At 42.7% G+C, this 17,149-nt stretch carries 19 protein-coding genes and 1 pseudogene; 18 read left to right on the forward strand and 2 right to left on the reverse strand.

All coding sequences use genetic code 11. The annotated features are described in order from the left end of the window. Window positions 1-40: 40 nt before the first annotated feature. From SM121_RS04440 to SM121_RS04465, 6 genes are all read left to right on the forward strand, one after another. A complete protein-coding gene (locus SM121_RS04440) occupies window positions 41-1,198 on the forward strand; it encodes an ABC transporter substrate-binding protein (RefSeq protein WP_320911252.1) in 1,158 nt (385 codons plus the stop codon). An 81-nt stretch (window positions 1,199-1,279) separates the two neighbouring features. Then, a complete protein-coding gene (locus tag SM121_RS04445) occupies window positions 1,280-2,149 on the forward strand; it encodes a branched-chain amino acid ABC transporter permease (RefSeq protein ID WP_049515409.1) in 870 nt (289 codons plus the stop codon). 3 nt (window positions 2,150-2,152) lie between these two features. Continuing rightward, window positions 2,153-3,100: a branched-chain amino acid ABC transporter permease gene (locus SM121_RS04450; RefSeq protein ID WP_003008278.1), complete on the forward strand. Its 948-nt coding sequence runs from the start codon at window positions 2,153-2,155 to the stop codon at window positions 3,098-3,100. Next, window positions 3,100-3,864 (forward strand): ABC transporter ATP-binding protein, encoded by a 765-nt coding sequence (locus SM121_RS04455; RefSeq protein ID WP_003005595.1) that lies wholly within the window; start codon window positions 3,100-3,102, stop codon window positions 3,862-3,864. Before SM121_RS04450 ends, SM121_RS04455 begins: the two co-directional genes overlap by 1 nt. Next, a complete protein-coding gene (locus SM121_RS04460) occupies window positions 3,864-4,574 on the forward strand; it encodes an ABC transporter ATP-binding protein (RefSeq protein ID WP_320911253.1) in 711 nt (236 codons plus the stop codon). The genes SM121_RS04455 and SM121_RS04460 overlap by 1 nt, the downstream gene beginning before the upstream one ends. 174 nt (window positions 4,575-4,748) lie before the next feature. After that, a complete protein-coding gene (locus tag SM121_RS04465; RefSeq protein ID WP_041818341.1) occupies window positions 4,749-5,405 on the forward strand; it encodes a CBS domain-containing protein in 657 nt (218 codons plus the stop codon). Window positions 5,406-5,687: 282 nt separating this feature from the next. On the opposite strand, the gene SM121_RS04470 is transcribed toward SM121_RS04465, so the two are convergent. Then, window positions 5,688-6,575 carry a YitT family protein gene (locus SM121_RS04470; protein ID WP_320911254.1) on the reverse strand — a complete coding sequence of 296 codons (888 nt, stop codon included), beginning with the start codon at window positions 6,573-6,575 and terminating at the stop codon, window positions 5,688-5,690. Window positions 6,576-6,724: 149 nt separating this feature from the next. Between SM121_RS04470 and tmk the strand changes: the two genes are divergently transcribed. From tmk to SM121_RS04510, 8 genes are all read left to right on the forward strand, one after another. Beyond that, window positions 6,725-7,363, forward strand: coding sequence for a dTMP kinase (gene tmk / locus SM121_RS04475; protein ID WP_021153665.1), 639 nt, complete (start codon window positions 6,725-6,727; stop codon window positions 7,361-7,363). Beyond that, complete coding sequence (locus SM121_RS04480) at window positions 7,360-8,253, forward strand: DNA polymerase III subunit delta' (protein WP_320911255.1); 894 nt, start codon at window positions 7,360-7,362, stop codon at window positions 8,251-8,253. Before tmk ends, SM121_RS04480 begins: the two co-directional genes overlap by 4 nt. A 9-nt stretch (window positions 8,254-8,262) precedes the next feature. Continuing rightward, window positions 8,263-8,583: a DNA replication initiation control protein YabA gene (gene yabA / locus SM121_RS04485; RefSeq protein ID WP_003005416.1), complete on the forward strand. Its 321-nt coding sequence runs from the start codon at window positions 8,263-8,265 to the stop codon at window positions 8,581-8,583. A gap of 2 nt (window positions 8,584-8,585) precedes the next feature. Then, window positions 8,586-9,443, forward strand: a complete 858-nt coding sequence (rsmI, locus tag SM121_RS04490) for a 16S rRNA (cytidine(1402)-2'-O)-methyltransferase (protein ID WP_134974130.1) — start codon at window positions 8,586-8,588, stop codon at window positions 9,441-9,443. Window positions 9,444-9,460: 17 nt separating this feature from the next. Beyond that, window positions 9,461-10,042: a GNAT family N-acetyltransferase gene (locus tag SM121_RS04495; RefSeq protein ID WP_003013419.1), complete on the forward strand. Its 582-nt coding sequence runs from the start codon at window positions 9,461-9,463 to the stop codon at window positions 10,040-10,042. Continuing rightward, window positions 10,026-10,517 (forward strand): methylated-DNA--[protein]-cysteine S-methyltransferase, encoded by a 492-nt coding sequence (locus SM121_RS04500; protein WP_320911256.1) that lies wholly within the window; start codon window positions 10,026-10,028, stop codon window positions 10,515-10,517. The genes SM121_RS04495 and SM121_RS04500 overlap by 17 nt, the downstream gene beginning before the upstream one ends. 5 nt (window positions 10,518-10,522) lie before the next feature. Next, entirely contained in the window at window positions 10,523-10,876 is a 354-nt protein-coding gene (locus SM121_RS04505) for an arsenate reductase family protein (protein WP_320911257.1), read from the forward strand. 84 nt (window positions 10,877-10,960) lie between these two features. Then, window positions 10,961-12,502, forward strand: coding sequence for an ABC-F family ATP-binding cassette domain-containing protein (locus tag SM121_RS04510; protein ID WP_320911258.1), 1,542 nt, complete (start codon window positions 10,961-10,963; stop codon window positions 12,500-12,502). Window positions 12,503-12,826: 324 nt separating this feature from the next. Here SM121_RS04510 and SM121_RS04515 read toward each other — a convergent pair whose 3' ends face one another. Next, on the reverse strand, window positions 12,827-13,672 hold the full coding sequence (locus SM121_RS04515) for a peptidylprolyl isomerase (protein WP_320911259.1): 846 nt from the start codon (window positions 13,670-13,672) through the stop codon (window positions 12,827-12,829). A 174-nt stretch (window positions 13,673-13,846) separates the two neighbouring features. Between SM121_RS04515 and SM121_RS04520 the strand changes: the two genes are divergently transcribed. The 4 genes and pseudogenes from SM121_RS04520 to SM121_RS09725 form a co-directional block, all read left to right on the forward strand. Next, window positions 13,847-14,767: a DMT family transporter gene (locus SM121_RS04520; RefSeq protein ID WP_155126726.1), complete on the forward strand. Its 921-nt coding sequence runs from the start codon at window positions 13,847-13,849 to the stop codon at window positions 14,765-14,767. Between the two features lie 224 nt (window positions 14,768-14,991). Next, window positions 14,992-15,537, forward strand: coding sequence for a hypothetical protein (locus tag SM121_RS04525; protein WP_155126729.1), 546 nt, complete (start codon window positions 14,992-14,994; stop codon window positions 15,535-15,537). Between the two features lie 353 nt (window positions 15,538-15,890). After that, window positions 15,891-16,094 (forward strand): hypothetical protein, encoded by a 204-nt coding sequence (locus tag SM121_RS04530; RefSeq protein WP_320911260.1) that lies wholly within the window; start codon window positions 15,891-15,893, stop codon window positions 16,092-16,094. Between the two features lie 237 nt (window positions 16,095-16,331). After that, window positions 16,332-17,088, forward strand: a pseudogene (locus tag SM121_RS09725) (DNA translocase FtsK); the annotation flags it as partial. Window positions 17,089-17,149: the final 61 nt, after the last annotated feature.

Here is a 17,149-nt window from a genome sequence, read left to right on the forward strand (position 1 = left end):
ATGTATTTATTTTAAGATTCATTTAAGGAGATCATTACTAATGAAGAAAAAATTTGCTCTTTCATTTTTAACCATTGCAAGTGTCGCTCTTCTTGCTGCTTGTGGTGAAGTTTCTACTTCAGGTTCAAACACAACTGGTAACGAAATCGGCAAGGAACTAAAAGTCGGTTTTAACTTTGAAAAAACTGGTGAAGTAGCAGCCTACGGTAGTGCTGAACAAAAAGGTGCTCAATTGGCCGTTGATGAAATCAACGCTAAGGGTGGAGCTGACGGTAAGAAGATTGTTGTCACAGATAAAGATAACAAATCTGAAACAGCTGAAGCAGCTACAGTCACTACAAACCTTGTCACTCAATCAAAAGTGAACGCTCTTGTAGGACTTGCAACTTCAGGTGCTACTGCAGCAGCCGTTGCCAATGCTGGTAAAGCAGGTGTTCCATTGGTTACACCATCTGCAACTCAAGATGATTTGACAAAAGGTCAAGATTACCTCTTCCGTGCAACCTTCATCGATAGTTTCCAAGGAAAAATCATTGCTAAATATACAACGGATAACTTGAAAGCGAAGAAAGTCGTTCTTTACTACGATAACTCATCTGACTATGCGAAAGGGATTGCTGAAGCCTTCAAGAAATCTTACAAAGGTGAAATCGTAGCAACAGAAACATTCCAATCTAAGGATACAGACTTCCAAGCTGCTCTTACAAAAATCAAAGACAAAGACTTCGATGCGATTGTCCTTCCAGGGTACTACACTGAAACTGGTAAAATCGTAAACCAAGCACGTGGTATGGGAATCAAACAACCAATCATTGGTGGGGATGGATTTAGCGATGCTAAATTCGTTGAACAAGCAACACCTGCTGCAGCTACTGATATCTACTACGTAGCTGGATTCTCTACTGAAGGTGAAATGACTGATAAAGCTAAGAAATTCGTAGAAGCATACAAAGCGAAATACGACGAAGAACCTTCAATGTTCGCAGCTTTGGCTTATGACTCAGTTTACATGGTTGCAGAAGCATCTAAAGGTGCTAAGAACTCTGTCGAATTAAAAGACAACCTTGCGAAGTTGAAAGACTTGGAAGGTGTGACTGGTACAATGTCAATCGACAAGAACCACAATCCGGTTAAATCAGCTCTTATGATTGGCTTGAAAGATGGTAAAGTCAAATCTGTTGAGTCTGTTAAACCATAATTATCATTTGTTGTTTGTACAAGAGGCTGGGAGAATAAAAATTCCTGGCCTCGCTCTTTATTGTTAGAAAGGATGGTTCAAATGCTCCAGCAATTAGTGAACGGTCTAATCTTGGGAAGTGTCTATGCACTCTTGGCCCTTGGTTATACCATGGTGTATGGAATTATCAAATTGATCAACTTTGCCCATGGGGATATCTACATGGTAGGTGCCTTTATGGGGTATTTCTTATTGAATTCATGGAAAGTGAACTTCTTTGTAGCCTTGCTTCTAGCCATGGTTGGGACAGCTATTTTAGGGGTTGTGATTGAATACCTGGCTTATCGTCCGCTTCGTCATTCGACTCGGATTGCTGCCTTGATCACAGCCATCGGTGTCTCCTTCTTGCTCGAATATGGGATGGTCTTCTTCGTAGGTGCCAATACCCGTTCCTTCCCTCAAGTTATTCACACGGTTCGTTACAACTTCGGTCCGATTTCCATCTCCAACATTCAGTTGATGATCTTGGGAGTGTCTGTTTTCTTGATGGTCGCTCTTCAATTTATTATCCAAAAGACAAAGATGGGGAAAGCCATGCGGGCTGTATCTGTTGATAGCGATGCGGCTCAATTGATGGGGATTAACGTAAACCGTACGATCAGCTTTACCTTTGCTTTGGGATCAGCCTTGGCAGGTGCTGGTGGTGTTTTGATCGGTTTGTATTACAACTCGATCGAGCCTTTGATGGGGATGACACCAGGGATCAAAGCCTTTGTCGCAGCCGTTCTTGGAGGGATCGGAATCATTCCAGGTGCTGCCCTAGGTGGATTTGTCATCGGTTTGTTGGAAACCTTCGCTACAGCGATCGGTCTTTCAGACTTCCGTGATGCCATTGTGTATGCCATCTTGATTGTGATCTTGCTCATCCGTCCAGCAGGTATCCTCGGTAAAAATGTGAAAGAGAAGGTGTAAGCCATGAAACAAAATTTAAAAGTGAATTTAGTCTGGCTTGGTCTTTTGGTCGCAGGTTTTGCCTTGATCCAAGTCTTGGTTGCAGCGGGTGTGCTCAATCTCTTCTATATCCAAATTTTAGAACAAATCGGAATTAATATTATCCTTGCAGTTGGCTTGAACCTCATCGTTGGTTTCTCAGGTCAATTCTCACTTGGGCATGCCGGATTTATGGCGATTGGTGCCTATTCTGCAGCCATTCTCGGTTCCAAATCACCAACCTACGGGGCCTTCTTTGGTGCGATGGTTTTAGGTGCTTTGATTGCTGGTGTCGTTGCCTTGATCGTTGGGGTTCCAACCCTTCGTTTGAAAGGGGACTACCTCGCGATTGCGACACTTGGGGTTTCTGAAATCATCCGGATCTTGATCGTCAATGGTGGTACTCTAACAAATGGTGCCGCTGGGATCCTTGGTTTGCCGGCCTTTACAACTTGGCAATTGGTTTACCTCTTTGTTGTAATTACAACGATCTTTACGATTAACTTCTTACGCAGTCCAATTGGACGCTCTACCCTTTCTGTTCGTGAAGATGAAATCGCGGCAGAATCTGTTGGGATCAATACGACCAAGGTCAAAGTCATCGCCTTTGTATTTGGTGCGATCACAGCGGCGATTGCTGGATCTCTCCAAGCCGGCTTTATTGGCTCTGTTGTTCCTAAAGATTACTCTTTCACCAATACCATTAATGTCTTGATCATTGTCGTGTTTGGTGGTTTAGGATCAATGTCAGGAACAGTTGTAGCAGCCATCGTCTTGGGTATCTTGAACATGGTGCTTCAAGACTTCTCAAGTGTCCGTATGATCATTTACTCATTGGCTTTGATTCTCGTGATGATCTTCCGTCCAGGTGGTCTTCTTGGAACATGGGAATTCAGCTTGAAAAAACTACTCTCAAAAAAGGAGGCTAACTAATGGCACTTCTTGAAGTAAAAAATTTAACAAAAAACTTTGGTGGTTTGACAGCCGTTGGGGATGTGACCATGGAACTCAATGAAGGGGAATTGGTTGGGTTGATCGGACCCAACGGTGCCGGTAAAACAACCCTCTTCAACCTCCTAACAGGGGTATATGAACCAAGTGAAGGGACCATTACCTTAGATGGTCAGCTCCTAAATGGTAAAGCACCTTATAAAATCGCTGCAGGTGGTCTGGGACGGACTTTCCAAAATATTCGTCTCTTTAAAGATTTGAGCGTTTTGGATAATGTCTTGATTGCCTTTGCCAATCACCACAAACCACATGTCTTTGCGAGTCTTTTCCGCTTGCCAAGCTATTACAAGAATGAAGAAGCTTTGAAAGCGAAAGCCCTTGAATTGTTAGCGATTTTTGGTTTGGAAAAAGAAGCAGATACCTTGGCCAAAAACTTAGCTTACGGACAACAACGTCACTTGGAGATCGTTCGTGCCCTTGCTACAGAGCCAAAAATCCTCTTCTTGGATGAGCCTGCTGCAGGGATGAACCCTCAAGAAACAGCAGAATTGACCCAATTGATCCGTCGCATTCAAAAAGAATTTAATATTACGATCATGCTGATCGAGCACGATATGAGCTTGGTTATGGAAGTAACAGAACGGATTTATGTATTGGAATATGGTCGCTTGATTGCCCATGGGACGCCAGATGAAATCAAGACCAACAAACGCGTAATCGAAGCCTATCTAGGAGGTGAAGCCTAATGTCTATGTTAAAAGTTGAAAATCTTTCTGTACACTATGGCATGATCCAGGCTGTCCGTGATGTCAGTTTCGAGGTAAACGAAGGGGAAGTTGTTTCTCTTATCGGTGCTAACGGTGCTGGGAAAACATCTATTCTTCGTACCATTTCAGGTTTGGTGCGTCCAAGTGCTGGGAAAATCGAGTTTTTGGGACAGGAGATTCAAAAGGTTCCTGCTCAAAAGATTGTAGCAGCCGGACTCTCTCAAGTTCCAGAAGGCCGCCACGTCTTTCCAGGCTTAACTGTTATGGAAAACTTGGAGATGGGAGCTTTCTTGAAGAAAGATCGAGAAGAAAATCAAGCTAACTTGAAGAAAGTCTTCTCCCGTTTCCCACGTTTGGAAGAACGGAAGAACCAAGATGCAGCAACCCTATCTGGTGGGGAACAACAAATGCTGGCAATGGGTCGTGCACTTATGTCAACGCCAAAACTCTTGCTTCTGGATGAACCTTCTATGGGATTGGCTCCAATCTTTATGCAAGAAATCTTTGATATCATCCAAGATATCCAAAAACAAGGAACAACTGTTCTCTTGATCGAGCAAAATGCCAATAAGGCCCTTGCTATCGCAGACCGCGGTTATGTTTTGGAAACAGGGAAAGTCGTTCTTACCGGAACAGGAAAAGAACTCTTAGCCTCAGAAGAAGTCCGCAAGGCCTACCTTGGTGGATAAGATTTCTAAAGTTCACTAGAATATTAAAAAGAAAGGTCCTGAAGACCTTTCTTTTTTCATCCCTCTTGTTTGATTTTTCTAAATTTTGAAAACAAGAGAAAACTGCTGAAAGCGTTTGAAATCATTCTTAAAATCAAGTATAATAAAACTAATAAAAGCATAGGAGAACTTGTTATGGCTGTTAAAGATTTTATGACACGTAAAGTGGTTTACATTAGTCCAGATACTACAATTGCCCATGCGGCAGATTTGATGCGCGAACAAGGTTTGCACCGTTTGCCAGTCATTGAAAATGATAAATTGGTTGGTTTGGTGACAGAAGGTACGATTGCAGAAGCAAGTCCATCTAAAGCAACAAGCTTGTCTATTTTCGAGATGAACTATCTGTTGAACAAGACCAAGGTTAAAGATGTCATGCTTCGCGATGTCATCACTGTCTCTAAATTTGCTAGCTTAGAAGATGCGACCTACCTCATGTATAAGAACAAGGTGGGAATTCTTCCAGTCGTGGACAATGAGCAGGTATCTGGTGTCATCACAGACCGTGATATTTTCCGTGCCTTCCTTGAAGTATCCGGTTATGGAGAAGAAGGAGTTCGTGTTCGCTTTGTTACAGAAGATAAGGTTGGTGTTCTAGAACAAATCATTCACTTGATTGTAGAAGAAGGGTATAACATCGCCAATACAGTCAATATTCCAACCAAAGACGACCGTGTGGTTATCGAAGTCCAAATTGATGGGGTGACAGATCTAGAAGGAATCCGTAGTAAATTTGAAGCCAACGGTTTGAAAGTCGACGAGATCACTCGAACAACCGCAAAAGCAATTTAATAAAAAATCAGGCTGGATGACAATCCAGTCTGATTTTTGTATAAGGTAACCTAATAAATTCTATAAAAATAATTATGATTTTATTAATCATGACGTGTATTCTAAGACTTTCCGCCGTGAGAAAAGAGCATGAAACATACTTGTTTCATGCTCTCGGAATTTTTGAGACATTAGGCTCAAAAATTAGTCATGGAACTTTGTGAAAGTTCGCTGACGTCCGTACTCACCTAAGGAAAATAGTAAATAGAAAAAAAGCTAGATGAAAATCTAGCCTTATTTCTATTAACGGTTAATGGGTTGTTTTTCTTTATCTAAAGTAAAGCCTTCGCCGAGAATTTCATGGGCTTCAGAAATGGTGATGAAGGCGAATGGATCGATCTGATTGATGATGTCTTTCATTTGTTTCATCTCATTCCGTGAAACGACACAGTAGACGATATCCAGGTCCTTACGGCTGTAATAGCCCATCCCGCGGATAAAGGTAATCCCGCGACCCAGATCGTCAGATACTTTTTGGGCAATTTCTTCTGGTTTAGATGTAACGATAAGGAAGCCTTTTCCAGCAAAACCACCTTCTCCAATCAAGTCGATCACAAGGGTGTCAATCAGGATAAAGAAGAGGGTGTACATCGCTGTACGGACATCTTGGAAGACAATGACCACAGTTGTCAGAACAATGGCATCTACAATCAACATGAGCTTTCCCATGCTGAGGGAAGTGTATTTATTAAAGATGCGAGCGAGGATATCAGTTCCTCCAGTAGTTCCACCGGCATTGAAGATGATCCCTAGACCTAAACCAAGGACAACCCCTGAGGCGATACAGGCAAGCAGAATATCTCCTTTAAAGGCTGTAAAAATAAAGTGATGGTAGTGGTGGCTTAGAGGCATGGCTTCAAAAATCGCCATCCATGCCGAAACCGAGAAAGTCCCCAGTAAGCTCAGATAAAGAGATTTCTTGCCCAGCAGTTTCCAAGCCAGAACGAAGAGAGGGATATTGATCAGCAAGTTCATGATGGATACGGGGATTTTGAAGAGGTAAAAGGTGATCAAGGTAATCCCTGTCGCTCCTCCTTCATAGAAGTGAAAGGGAATGACTAAAAAATAGATCCCAAACGAAAAAATGCCGGCCCCCAAGATGATAGCCAGAATATCTTTAAATTTAAACATGATAGGTTGTCTCCTAAAACTTTATAAGAACATTGTAACAAAAAAGTGAAAAAATGAAAATGACTTTGAAAAATTTTCTCTCCTAAAATACAAGATTTTTACCCTTATTTTTGGTAAAATAAAAAGAAGAAAAACAGAAAGAGGATACTATGGTAAACGGTACATTAATTTCATTTGAAGGTCCAGAAGGAGCGGGGAAATCATCGGTCCTAGAAGCCGTTTTGCCTCTACTTGAAGAAAAAGGAATTCCTTTTATTACAACCCGTGAACCAGGCGGTGTAGACATCGCAGAAAAGATCCGCCAAGTCATTTTAGATCCAGACCATACTCGTATGGATGCTAAGACCGAGTTGTTACTTTATATTGCCAGTCGCCGGCAGCATTTGGTGGAACGCGTCTTGCCGGCCCTTGCAGCTGGGAAAATCGTCTTGATGGACCGCTTTATTGATAGCTCGGTGGCTTATCAAGGGTATGGTCGCGGTCTGAGTGTGGAAGATATCGAATGGCTCAATCAATTCGCGACAGATGGTCTTAAACCAGATCTCACCCTTTACTTTGATCTGGATGTCGAAGAAGGGCTCGCTCGAATTGCGAAAAACCAAGAGCGGGAAGTCAATCGTTTGGATTTGGAAGGTTTGGAGCTTCACCAAAAAGTCAGACAAGGTTATTTGGCCTTGTATGAAAAGGAGCCAGAGCGCATCGTGAAAATCGATGCCAGTCAATCCTTTGAAGCAGTCTTTGCGGATGTCTTGGCTGTTTTAGAAAATCGCTTGGGGATATTGAAATGAAGCTAGAAGAGATCCAACAGCTCCAGCCAGAATTGGTGGAGCGTTTCACCCAGATCTTAGAACACAAACAGCTCAGTCATGCTTATCTCTTTACGGGTTCTTTTGCCAGTTTTGAGATGGCCCTCTTGCTAGCTCAAAGTCAATTTTGCGAAGATTTGCAGGGAGTCTGGCCTTGTGGCAAATGCCGTTCCTGCCGCTTGATTGAAGAAGAAGAATTCTCAGACGTGAAAATCGTGCGTCCAGTCAACCAGATCATTAAGACTGACCGCATTCGCTCGCTCGTTCAAGACTTTTCTCAATCAGGGTTTGAAGGAAGTCGGCAGGTCTTTATCGTCCAAGATGCGGATAAGATGCATACCAATGCGGCCAACTCTCTCTTAAAAGTCATGGAAGAGCCCCAGAGTGAGATCTATCTCTTCTTGTTGACTTCCGATGAAAACTTGATCTTACCGACTATCAAGAGTCGGGCCCAGCAGGTCCATTTTCCTAAAAAGCAAGCCTACCTAACCGAACTGTTAGAAAAAGAAGGCTTGATCAAATCTCAGGCAAATTTAGTAGCTCGATTTAGTTTTAGTCTCGAAGAGGCAGAGCAACAAAAAAAGAATGCAACGTTTTTTGAACTGGCAAAAGTTTGTGATCAGTTCATCGAACGTTGTCAATCCAATTTGAATCGTGCTTATTTGGAAGTGACCCGTTTAGTGAGCCTAGCAGATGATAAGGAAAAACAAAGCCAGGCCTTTCGTTTGATGGAGTTGGCTTTAGAAGAGCAGTTGCGCTTGAGTAGATCCCAGCAGTTGCTTGAGAAATTGAGTCTTGCTCGCACCATGTGGAAGGCCAATGTTTCTTTTCAAAATGCTCTAGAATATATGGTTTTGAGCTTAGAAAGTTAAGGAGTCAGAATGAATAAAAAAGAATTATTTGATGCTTTAGACGGCTTTTCTCAGAATTTGTTGGTCACCTTGGCTGAAGTCGAAGCCATTAAGAAAAATTTGAAACAAGTCATCGAAGAAAATACAGCTCTTCGCTTAGAAAATGATAAATTGAGAGAACGTTTGGGGGAAGTTGAGAAGACTTCATCCGCAAAGTCCCAACACCATGGCCGTGAAAATTTGCAACGCATTTATAACGACGGTTTTCATATTTGCACTTATTCCTATGGTCAACGCCGTGAGAATGATGAAGAGTGTATGTTTTGTGACGAGTTGTTATTTAGGGAGTAAGCATGCAGATCCAACGAAGTTTTAAAGGGGAAAAGAAAACAGGGGTGCTTTACCTGGTCCCAACACCGATCGGCAATCGGGAGGATATGAGTTACCGCATGGTCCAGACCTTAAAGGATGTGGACTTGATCGCAGCTGAGGATACTAGAAATACAGGCCTCTTGCTCAAGCATTTTGAGATTACCACTCCCCAGACTAGCTTTCATGAGCACAATGCCATGGAGAAAATTCCTGATCTGATCGCCCATTTAGAATCTGGAAAGGATGTGGCGCAAGTCTCAGATGCAGGACTTCCTAGTATCTCTGACCCCGGTCATGATTTGGTCAAGGCAGCGATTGAACGCGAGATTCCTGTCGTAGCTGTGCCTGGTCCTAGTGCGGGTATAACGGGTTTGATTGCCAGTGGCCTAGCCCCTCAACCTCATATTTTTTATGGATTTCTGCCTCGCAAAGAGGGGCAACAGAAGGCCTTTTTCCAAGAAAAAGTGGCCTATCCTGAGACCCAGATCTTTTATGAATCGCCCCATCGAGTGAAGGCAACCTTAGAGAATATGTTGGCTGTCTATGGGGATCGTCCTGTCGTCCTGGTTCGTGAATTGACCAAGATCTACGAGGAATATACTCGTGGCAGTATTTCTGAGTTAGTCGCATTTCTTGAAGAAAATCCTCTCAAAGGGGAATGCCTCTTGATTGTCGAAGGAGCCAAGGAAGAAGAGCTAGACCTAGAAGAGGTCGACTTGATCCAAGAGATCGACACCTTGGTCCAAGAGGGTATGAAGAAAAATCAAGCAATTAAACAGGTCGCCAAACAATACGGCCTGCAAAAGAGTGAGCTCTATGCTCGTTACCATCAAGACTAGGAAAGGTTGGAAGCAGGATGGAAATTAGAATGGCTTATCCCAATGAGATCAAGCGAATTATGGAAATCATCCAAGATGCCAAGGAAAGCCTGGCTCAAAGACAGGTCGACCAGTGGCAGGATGGTTATCCAAATGAAGAGATCATTTTTGAGGATATTCTAGAAAGTCGTGGCTATGTGGCCGTTGAAGATCAGGAAGTTGTCGCCTATGCAGCCGTCCACAAGGGAAATGAAGCGGCCTATAATGAGATTTACGATGGCAAGTGGGAGCATGACAACTATATGTATGTCACTTTTCACCGTGTCGCTGTAGCCAAAGAAGCTGCTGGCAAAGGGGTGGCTCAGACCTTCCTTCAAGGTTTAATCGAAGGGGAAAAAGGACCGGATTTCCGTTGCGATACGCACCCGGATAATCTAGTCATGCAACATCTGCTTGAAAAATTGGGCTACCATTATTGTGGAAAGGTCCCTATTGATGGCGTCCGCCTGGCTTATCAAAAGATCAAGCGAAAAGCAGAAACCAGTTTATTCCAAGTGGTCTCAGAAGAAGATCGCTGGGATCAAAGAGCAGAAGCGGCCTACAATGACTCTCTATCTTAAACAATTTTATGAAAGCCCTATGGGGCTTCTTTCGATCATTGTCAGTGAGGAAGGCCTTGTAGAACTTGATTTTTATGATCCGAAAGAGGAGGCGCCTGATTCCTATGGGGCGCTGGAGCAGGTCCATCCCTACCATGAGAAGGTGAAGGAGTGGTTGGATCACTATTTTGCTGGGGAGCCAATCGCTATCAGCTTTCCACTAGCACCGCAAGGGACAGCCTTTCAAGAGCGGGTGTGGCAGTTATTGCAAGGGATCCCATATGGTGAGACCAAGACCTATGGCCAGCTGGCCCAGGATCTTTCTTGTGGTTCAGCCCAAGCCGTAGGACAGGCTGTTGGACGCAATCCCTTGACGATCTTAGTCCCTTGCCACCGCGTGATGGGAAAAGATGGACAACTGACGGGCTATGCGTCTGGACTTGATCGCAAACGCTGGCTTTTACACCATGAAGGAATTACCTGGAAGGAGAAATAAAATCGATGTATACCTTTATTGAATACCCAAAATGTTCGACTTGTCGAAAGGCTAAATCAGAATTGGACGGTCTCCAATGTGAGTTTCAAAGCCAAAACATTGTCACAGAAACACCGACTAGCCAAGAATTGCAAGACTGGATGGCAACTTCTGGTCTACCGATCAAGTCTTTCTTTAATACTAGCGGAATGAAATACCGGGAACTCGGTTTGAAAGATAAGGTGGATCAACTGACAGTGAAAGAAGCGGCGGATCTCCTTGCTTCAGACGGTATGCTGATCAAACGGCCTCTGCTTGTCAAAGACGGAAAAGTGGTTCAAGTGGGCTACCGGAAACCATACGCAGACTTAGGTTTGTAAAAGAAAAGGGAGTTGGGCTCCCTTTTCATTTTGCAGTGAAGATGTTATAATCATACGAGTGAAATCAATGAAAGAGAGTCAAGCATGAGTATTTTAGAAGTGAAAAATTTGAGTCACGGTTTTGGGGACCGGGCGATTTTTGAGGATGTGTCTTTCCGTTTGTTAAAGGGAGAGCACATCGGTCTGGTCGGAGCCAATGGTGAGGGGAAATCGACCTTCATGAGCATCGTGACTGGTAAGATGCAACCTGACGAAGGAAAGGTCGAGTGGTCTAAGTATGTGACGGCAGGTTATCTGGACCAGCATTCGGTCTTAGAAGAAGGACAAACGGTTCGCGATGTTTTACGGACCGCTTTTGATGAGTTGTTCACAGCAGAAGCTTGCATCAATGACCTCTATATGGCCATGGCGGAAGAGGGGGCCGATGTCGATGCTTTGATGGAAGAAGTAGGAGAACTTCAAGAGCGTCTAGAAAGCCGTGATTTTTATACCTTGGATGCCAAGATCGATGAAGTGGCGCGTGCTCTTGGAGTCATGGACTTTGGCATGGATACGGATGTGACCTCCTTGTCAGGTGGGCAACGGACCAAGGTCCTCTTGGCCAAATTGCTCCTTGAAAAACCAGATATCCTTCTCTTGGACGAGCCAACCAACTACTTGGATGCAGAGCACATCGATTGGCTCAAACGCTATTTGCAGAATTATGAAAATGCCTTTGTCCTCATTTCCCACGATATTCCTTTCTTGAATGATGTGATCAACATCGTCTACCATGTGGAAAATCAGCAGTTAACCCGCTATTCAGGAGATTACTACCAATTCCTTGAAGTCTATGAAATGAAGAAATCGCAATTGGAAGCGGCTTATGAGCGCCAGCAAAAAGAGATTGCTGATTTGAAAGATTTCGTAGCCCGCAATAAGGCGCGTGTGGCTACACGGAATATGGCCATGTCTCGTCAGAAGAAGCTGGACAAGATGGAACTCATTGAGTTGCAAAGTGAGAAACCAAAGCCTTCCTTTGAATTTAAAAATGCCCGGACTCCTGGACGCTTTATCTTCCAAGCCAAAGATCTTCAGATTGGCTATGACCGTCCGTTGACCAAGCCTTTGAACCTAACGTTTGAACGCAATCAAAAGGTGGCCATCATCGGGGCCAACGGGATCGGAAAAACCACTCTCTTGAAGAGCTTGTTAGGAATCATCCCACCAATCGCTGGTGAAGTCGAGCGGGGAGATTACCTAGAGCTTGGCTATTTCGAGCAAGAGGTCGAAGGGGGCAATCGCCAGACACCGCTTGAAGCAGTCTGGAATGCCTTTCCATCTCTCAACCAAGCAGAAGTTCGTGCCGCCCTTGCCCGCTGTGGCTTGACCACCAAGCATATCGAGAGCCAAATCCAGGTGCTATCCGGTGGAGAACAAGCCAAGGTACGCTTCTGTCTCTTGATGAACCGTGAAAACAATGTCTTGGTACTAGACGAGCCGACCAACCACTTGGATGTGGATGCCAAAGAAGAATTGAAACGAGCTCTGAAAGAGTACAAGGGATCGATCCTCATGGTTTGCCACGAGCCAGACTTCTATGAAGGCTGGATGGACCAAATCTGGGACTTTAATGAATTGACGTAAAGACAAAAAGAGAACCGCATGGTTCTCTTTTCAGATTCTTCTTAGAAACTTTCCTTAGGTGAGTACGGACGTTAGGTGAAATTATCCAGTGGATGATTTCAGCAATCCAGGAAGTTCCATGACTAATTATTGAGCCTAAGGTCTCAATAATTCCGTGTGCCTGAAATAAATCTGTTTCAGGCACTTTTCTCATGGCAAAAAGTTTCAGTAGATGAATGACTTAAATAATTAGAATTCATTTTTTTTACCAATGAATTTATTAGCTAATTTTATGTAAAATGTTTATCAATATCTTAAAAAGAGAACCGTTTGGTTCTCTTTTCATTATTTCTTGAAATTATAGTCTTTTAAAATCTCGATTTTTTCAATCTTGATGTCTGTTTTTGGTTTGTCCTTATCATTGGTTTCGGCAGAGGCGATTTTATCGACCACATCCATGCCATCGATCACTTGGCCAAAGACAGTGTAGTTACCACCATCGAGGGTTGGATTTCCACCATTTTTATAAGCATCGATGATCTTAGCTGGGAAGCGGTCAGTTGGGAGCTTGCTAGAAATATCTTCCTTATTTTGGTTAATATAGAATTGACTACCATTGGTATTTGGACCAGAATTGGCCATGGCAAGGGCTCCACGAAGGTTGTAAAGGTATGGAGAATACTCATTCTCAAAACCAGTACCTGAATCTTTGGATTTGTCTTTGCCCTTCCAGATGGATTCGCCACCCGTACCGTCTCCTTTAGGATCCCCAGTTTGGATCATAAAGTTGTTAATAACACGGTGGAAAAGCAAGCCATTGTAATAGCCTTCTTTTGCGTGGGTCAAGAAGTTTTCAACTGCAAGTGGGGCATATTTAGGGAAGAGCTTCACAGTGATGTCGCCTTCAGTTGTCGTGATTTTAACCTCTGCTTCATCTTCAGCCACTTCATTTGAGAGTTGTGGGAAGACGGCATTTTCATTGGTCATGGCGTCGTTAAAATCTTTGCGCAGTTGTTCTAATTTCTTTTGTTCTTCTTCAATTTTCTTTTGATCTTTTTCACTAGAGCTAGAAGTTGCTGTCTGCTCTGTCTTTTCTTTGCTTGCGCTTGAAGAGCTAGCGTCTGTCTTATTGGACGAACAAGCTGTCAAAGCCAAGCCGGAAAATAATAGTAGTGCGATTAATTTTTTCATATTCTTCCTTTCCAACATAGTTGTCTTTCTCTATTGTACCTTAATTTTGCGATACTTTCAAATCTTGATAAAATTTAAGGCGAAAACACTGTTTTGAAAATTTGCAGAAAACAGATGAAAGTATTTCTGAATTCCTGTATAATAGGATGACTACAGGAGAACGATCATCAAAAAATGAAATCATTACATTTTGCGAGAGCCCTTTGGTTTGGTATCCTAGGTGCTCTCTTTTTTGCATTTACCTTTATTTTTAATCGAAGCATGAACCTGGCAGGTGGTTCCTGGATGTGGAGTGCTAGTTTGCGTTACCTTTTTAGTTTGCCTATGATGGCTGTTTTAGTCTGGCAGAAAGGTGAGTTGAAGGGTGTCTTATCAGCAATTGCACGAGCCCCGTGGACGTGGTTGCTCTGGAGTACGGTTGGCTTTGGTCTCTTTTATGCACCCTTATCGATGGCTTCTATCTATGGAGAATCATGGTTTGTGGCTGCGACCTGGCAGATCACGATTTTAGCAGGTCTCCTCTTGACACCACTTTTTGGCCAAAAGATTCCAGGAAAACAGTTAGGAATGACTTTGCTGATTTTGTTAGGGATCGTATTGATACAAATTCCATATTTTGGACGAGGTCTGGGAGAAGGTGTGGTGAGAGCTAGTATCTTAATTTTGATCGCTGCTTTTTCCTATCCATTGGGAAATCGTAAGATGCTGGTTCATTGTAAAGAAGAGCAATTGTCAACGACCCAACGGGTCTTTGGGATGACCTTAATGAGTGTTCCTTTTTGGTTGCTCTTATCCGTCTTTGCAGGACTTGATGCAGGCTTGCCATCAGGTGGGCAAATGCTCCAATCCTTGATCGTAGCAGTATTTTCAGGAGTTATCGCGACCATGCTCTTCTTTGAAGCAACCAACTTAGTGAAACACAATCATCAGCAGTTAGCTGTTGTTGAAGCTACCCAGGCCGGTGAGGTTCTCTTCACCCTATTTGGAGGCTGTCTTTTTCTAGGAGATCAGATCCCAACCCCACTCGGATTTTTAGGGGTCTTCATTGTGATCGTCGGTATAGTAGGAAATAGTCTGATGACTTCTTCAGAATAGATAGTGGTAGAAGAGTAGAACTTTAAAGCGGTTCAGTCTATCAAAGCTAACAACCACGAGGGTGTTTTCTTTTTGGATTAAATCACTAATTAAGAAGGAAGTTGCGTATAGATGGAAAATTCGGTATGATGGGAGATATGTTAATTTGTTGGAAAATGAATGAATTCCCTCAAAAACCGTATCATGAATGGGGAGCCCCAGATGAACATTAAGAGAGGTATAAAATGGATAGAAATAAGAGTTTGATCTATATGATGCGTTTTGCTGGTAAAGAGTATTACCTAGATAAGATAAGAATGAGACTTTGTGTGAACCATCAAAAAAAGCCTTTCCGATTTGATCGGTGGACTTTTGGTCTAGGAGCTATCATTGGCTTTTTCATTCTAGTTCCCCATTGGGTCCATTCCATTTCTGTAGTTTACAAAACTATCTTGCTTGGAGTGGGCTGGTTGTTGGTTGCTACACTGATTAGACGTATGATGACCATGGAGCAAGATCCAAATTTTGAAGAGTTTCATATTGAGACGCTGGACAAGCGAGCGGAGTTTCTTTTAAGAATGAAATCAAAGCTTTATCGTAAACTGTGGATTGGACTGGTCTTTCTGTATGCCAGCATCTTTCATGCAGTTCATTACATCATGACCAATCTTCCAGGAAGCTATGGTATGAGTCTGATGATGTTCTATGGAGTCTATCTCTGCTTAGGTCAATCCCATATTCTATCTCAGATGAAGATCTTTAAAGAGCTAACAAAACAATTGCGTAGATAAGGACCAGATTTGTACTTAAGATGTGCTGACTTCATATGAATTAAAGAGTGGGAAAGATTTAGTTTTACTTGTTAAAGGGGAGAAGGTTGACACTTTATCAATCAGCAAGAATCAAGGATGATGAACTAGATATGAATAAAAGCATAATCTTTCAAGAAGCGAAAATTTAATTGTTCCAATGAATTAGAAGCCATTTCAAATAAATATTTCTGATTCTAAGGTTGCTAAATTATATCCTGAAGTAGAAAAGATATAAACTATTTAAATCAAATTTGTTTCCGTCCAAACAATACAATGAACGCAAATTGTGTGATAAAATCACTCATTAGTTTGCGCTGAAAGGTCAAGAAAATATGGAACTTTATGTTACAGACGAAACAAGAGGGGATAAAACACAAATTTATTCTTATGATGAGTTTGTAGCGTGGATAAAGTTCCATCGGAAGAATGAATCATCAGCTAAACAAAGTAAAGTTTTTATAGATCAATCAGATACTGGGGAATTGGCAGAGCTTCCTCACGATAGTCTTTATTTTCTTGCTCGTCATTCGGTTTAAAAGACGTTCGTAGACTTACCATAAGCATTTTTCAAACAGCTAGGGTGTTTATCTTTTGGAAATCATTCTGGGTCTATTTGCTTCATTAAAAACTTTCCCGATCTTCGCTTACAATACCTACCGATCAAAATGGGGCTAGGACCGGTTTCTAGCTTCATTTTTTTCAGTTTTACTCTGCACGTGTTTGGAAATGATTTTACTAGAGAACTGGCCTGGAAATGTGATATAATAAAAGTTATGGCAAACAATAATCAATCAAAAAAAACACGGTCGACGAGACGACTGTCCAAAGCAGAATTAGAAAGAAAAAAAGCGATTCATCGCATGATTGTGACCATTCTGATTAGTCTGGTTTTAGTCTTTGCGGCTTTGAAATTGGGGGCAGTAGGGGTCTTGGCCTACAACTTAATCCGACTGTTTGTTGGGAGTTTGGCCTATTTGGCTATTTTAGCGACCTTTTTCTACCTCTATGCCTTTAAATGGCTGGACAAACACGAAGGGGTTATTTCAGGATTCCTAAGCTTCTTTGCTGGGGTTCTCTTGATGTTTCAGGCCTTCTTTGTATCCTCCCTTCATTTAGACAATAATGGAATCAAGGTCACCTTTTCAAGAATCATGGCAGACTTGATTCATCTGCGAGTAGAGAGTTTTGCCGGTGGTGGTATGATCGGTGCCCTTCTTTATGCTCCGATTTCCTTCCTGTTTTCAAATATTGGCTCTTATTTTATTGGCCTTCTCTTTATCGGATTGGGGATCCTCTTGATGAGTCCTTACTCCATCTATGATTTGTTTGAAAAGGGATCGGAAGCCTTCCACGCTTCTATGGAAAAACGCAAAGAACGTCGCGAGCAGAAGTTCCTTGAAAAGGAAGCGAGAGTTGCTGAGGAAGCTGCGGCAGCTGAAAGAGAGCAAGAAGAAGCAAGTGCAGTTCTTCCAACTCCCCTTTCAATGGAAGGGCATCCTGTAGATCCTGAAACAGGAGAAGTGTTGGCGGAGGAGCCGTTCACAGAGCCCTTCCCAGAAGCCGAAATTGTCGCACCAACAACACCAGAGAT

This window comes from Streptococcus sp. S1 (assembly GCF_034137685.1).
In the GTDB taxonomy this organism is placed as follows: domain Bacteria; phylum Bacillota; class Bacilli; order Lactobacillales; family Streptococcaceae; genus Streptococcus; species Streptococcus dentalis.

What these genes read in the sequence shown, in the direction of transcription:
- SM121_RS04525 (WP_155126729.1), top strand. Translation starts at nt 14,992, where the DNA reads ATGGATAGAAATAAGAGTTTGATCTATATGATGCGTTTTGCTGGTAAA.
- SM121_RS04450 (WP_003008278.1), top strand. Translation starts at nt 2,153, where the DNA reads ATGAAACAAAATTTAAAAGTGAATTTAGTCTGGCTTGGTCTTTTGGTC.
- SM121_RS04465 (WP_041818341.1), top strand. Translation starts at nt 4,749, where the DNA reads ATGGCTGTTAAAGATTTTATGACACGTAAAGTGGTTTACATTAGTCCA.
- SM121_RS04530 (WP_320911260.1), top strand. Translation starts at nt 15,891, where the DNA reads ATGGAACTTTATGTTACAGACGAAACAAGAGGGGATAAAACACAAATT.
- SM121_RS04510 (WP_320911258.1), top strand. Translation starts at nt 10,961, where the DNA reads ATGAGTATTTTAGAAGTGAAAAATTTGAGTCACGGTTTTGGGGACCGG.
- SM121_RS04455 (WP_003005595.1), top strand. Translation starts at nt 3,100, where the DNA reads ATGGCACTTCTTGAAGTAAAAAATTTAACAAAAAACTTTGGTGGTTTG.
- rsmI (WP_134974130.1), top strand. Translation starts at nt 8,586, where the DNA reads ATGCAGATCCAACGAAGTTTTAAAGGGGAAAAGAAAACAGGGGTGCTT.
- SM121_RS04495 (WP_003013419.1), top strand. Translation starts at nt 9,461, where the DNA reads ATGGAAATTAGAATGGCTTATCCCAATGAGATCAAGCGAATTATGGAA.
- SM121_RS04460 (WP_320911253.1), top strand. Translation starts at nt 3,864, where the DNA reads ATGTCTATGTTAAAAGTTGAAAATCTTTCTGTACACTATGGCATGATC.
- SM121_RS04470 (WP_320911254.1), bottom strand. Translation starts at nt 6,575, where the DNA reads ATGTTTAAATTTAAAGATATTCTGGCTATCATCTTGGGGGCCGGCATT.
- SM121_RS04480 (WP_320911255.1), top strand. Translation starts at nt 7,360, where the DNA reads ATGAAGCTAGAAGAGATCCAACAGCTCCAGCCAGAATTGGTGGAGCGT.
- yabA (WP_003005416.1), top strand. Translation starts at nt 8,263, where the DNA reads ATGAATAAAAAAGAATTATTTGATGCTTTAGACGGCTTTTCTCAGAAT.
- SM121_RS04520 (WP_155126726.1), top strand. Translation starts at nt 13,847, where the DNA reads ATGAAATCATTACATTTTGCGAGAGCCCTTTGGTTTGGTATCCTAGGT.
- SM121_RS04445 (WP_049515409.1), top strand. Translation starts at nt 1,280, where the DNA reads ATGCTCCAGCAATTAGTGAACGGTCTAATCTTGGGAAGTGTCTATGCA.
- tmk (WP_021153665.1), top strand. Translation starts at nt 6,725, where the DNA reads ATGGTAAACGGTACATTAATTTCATTTGAAGGTCCAGAAGGAGCGGGG.
- SM121_RS04515 (WP_320911259.1), bottom strand. Translation starts at nt 13,672, where the DNA reads ATGAAAAAATTAATCGCACTACTATTATTTTCCGGCTTGGCTTTGACA.
- SM121_RS04500 (WP_320911256.1), top strand. Translation starts at nt 10,026, where the DNA reads ATGACTCTCTATCTTAAACAATTTTATGAAAGCCCTATGGGGCTTCTT.
- SM121_RS04505 (WP_320911257.1), top strand. Translation starts at nt 10,523, where the DNA reads ATGTATACCTTTATTGAATACCCAAAATGTTCGACTTGTCGAAAGGCT.
- SM121_RS04440 (WP_320911252.1), top strand. Translation starts at nt 41, where the DNA reads ATGAAGAAAAAATTTGCTCTTTCATTTTTAACCATTGCAAGTGTCGCT.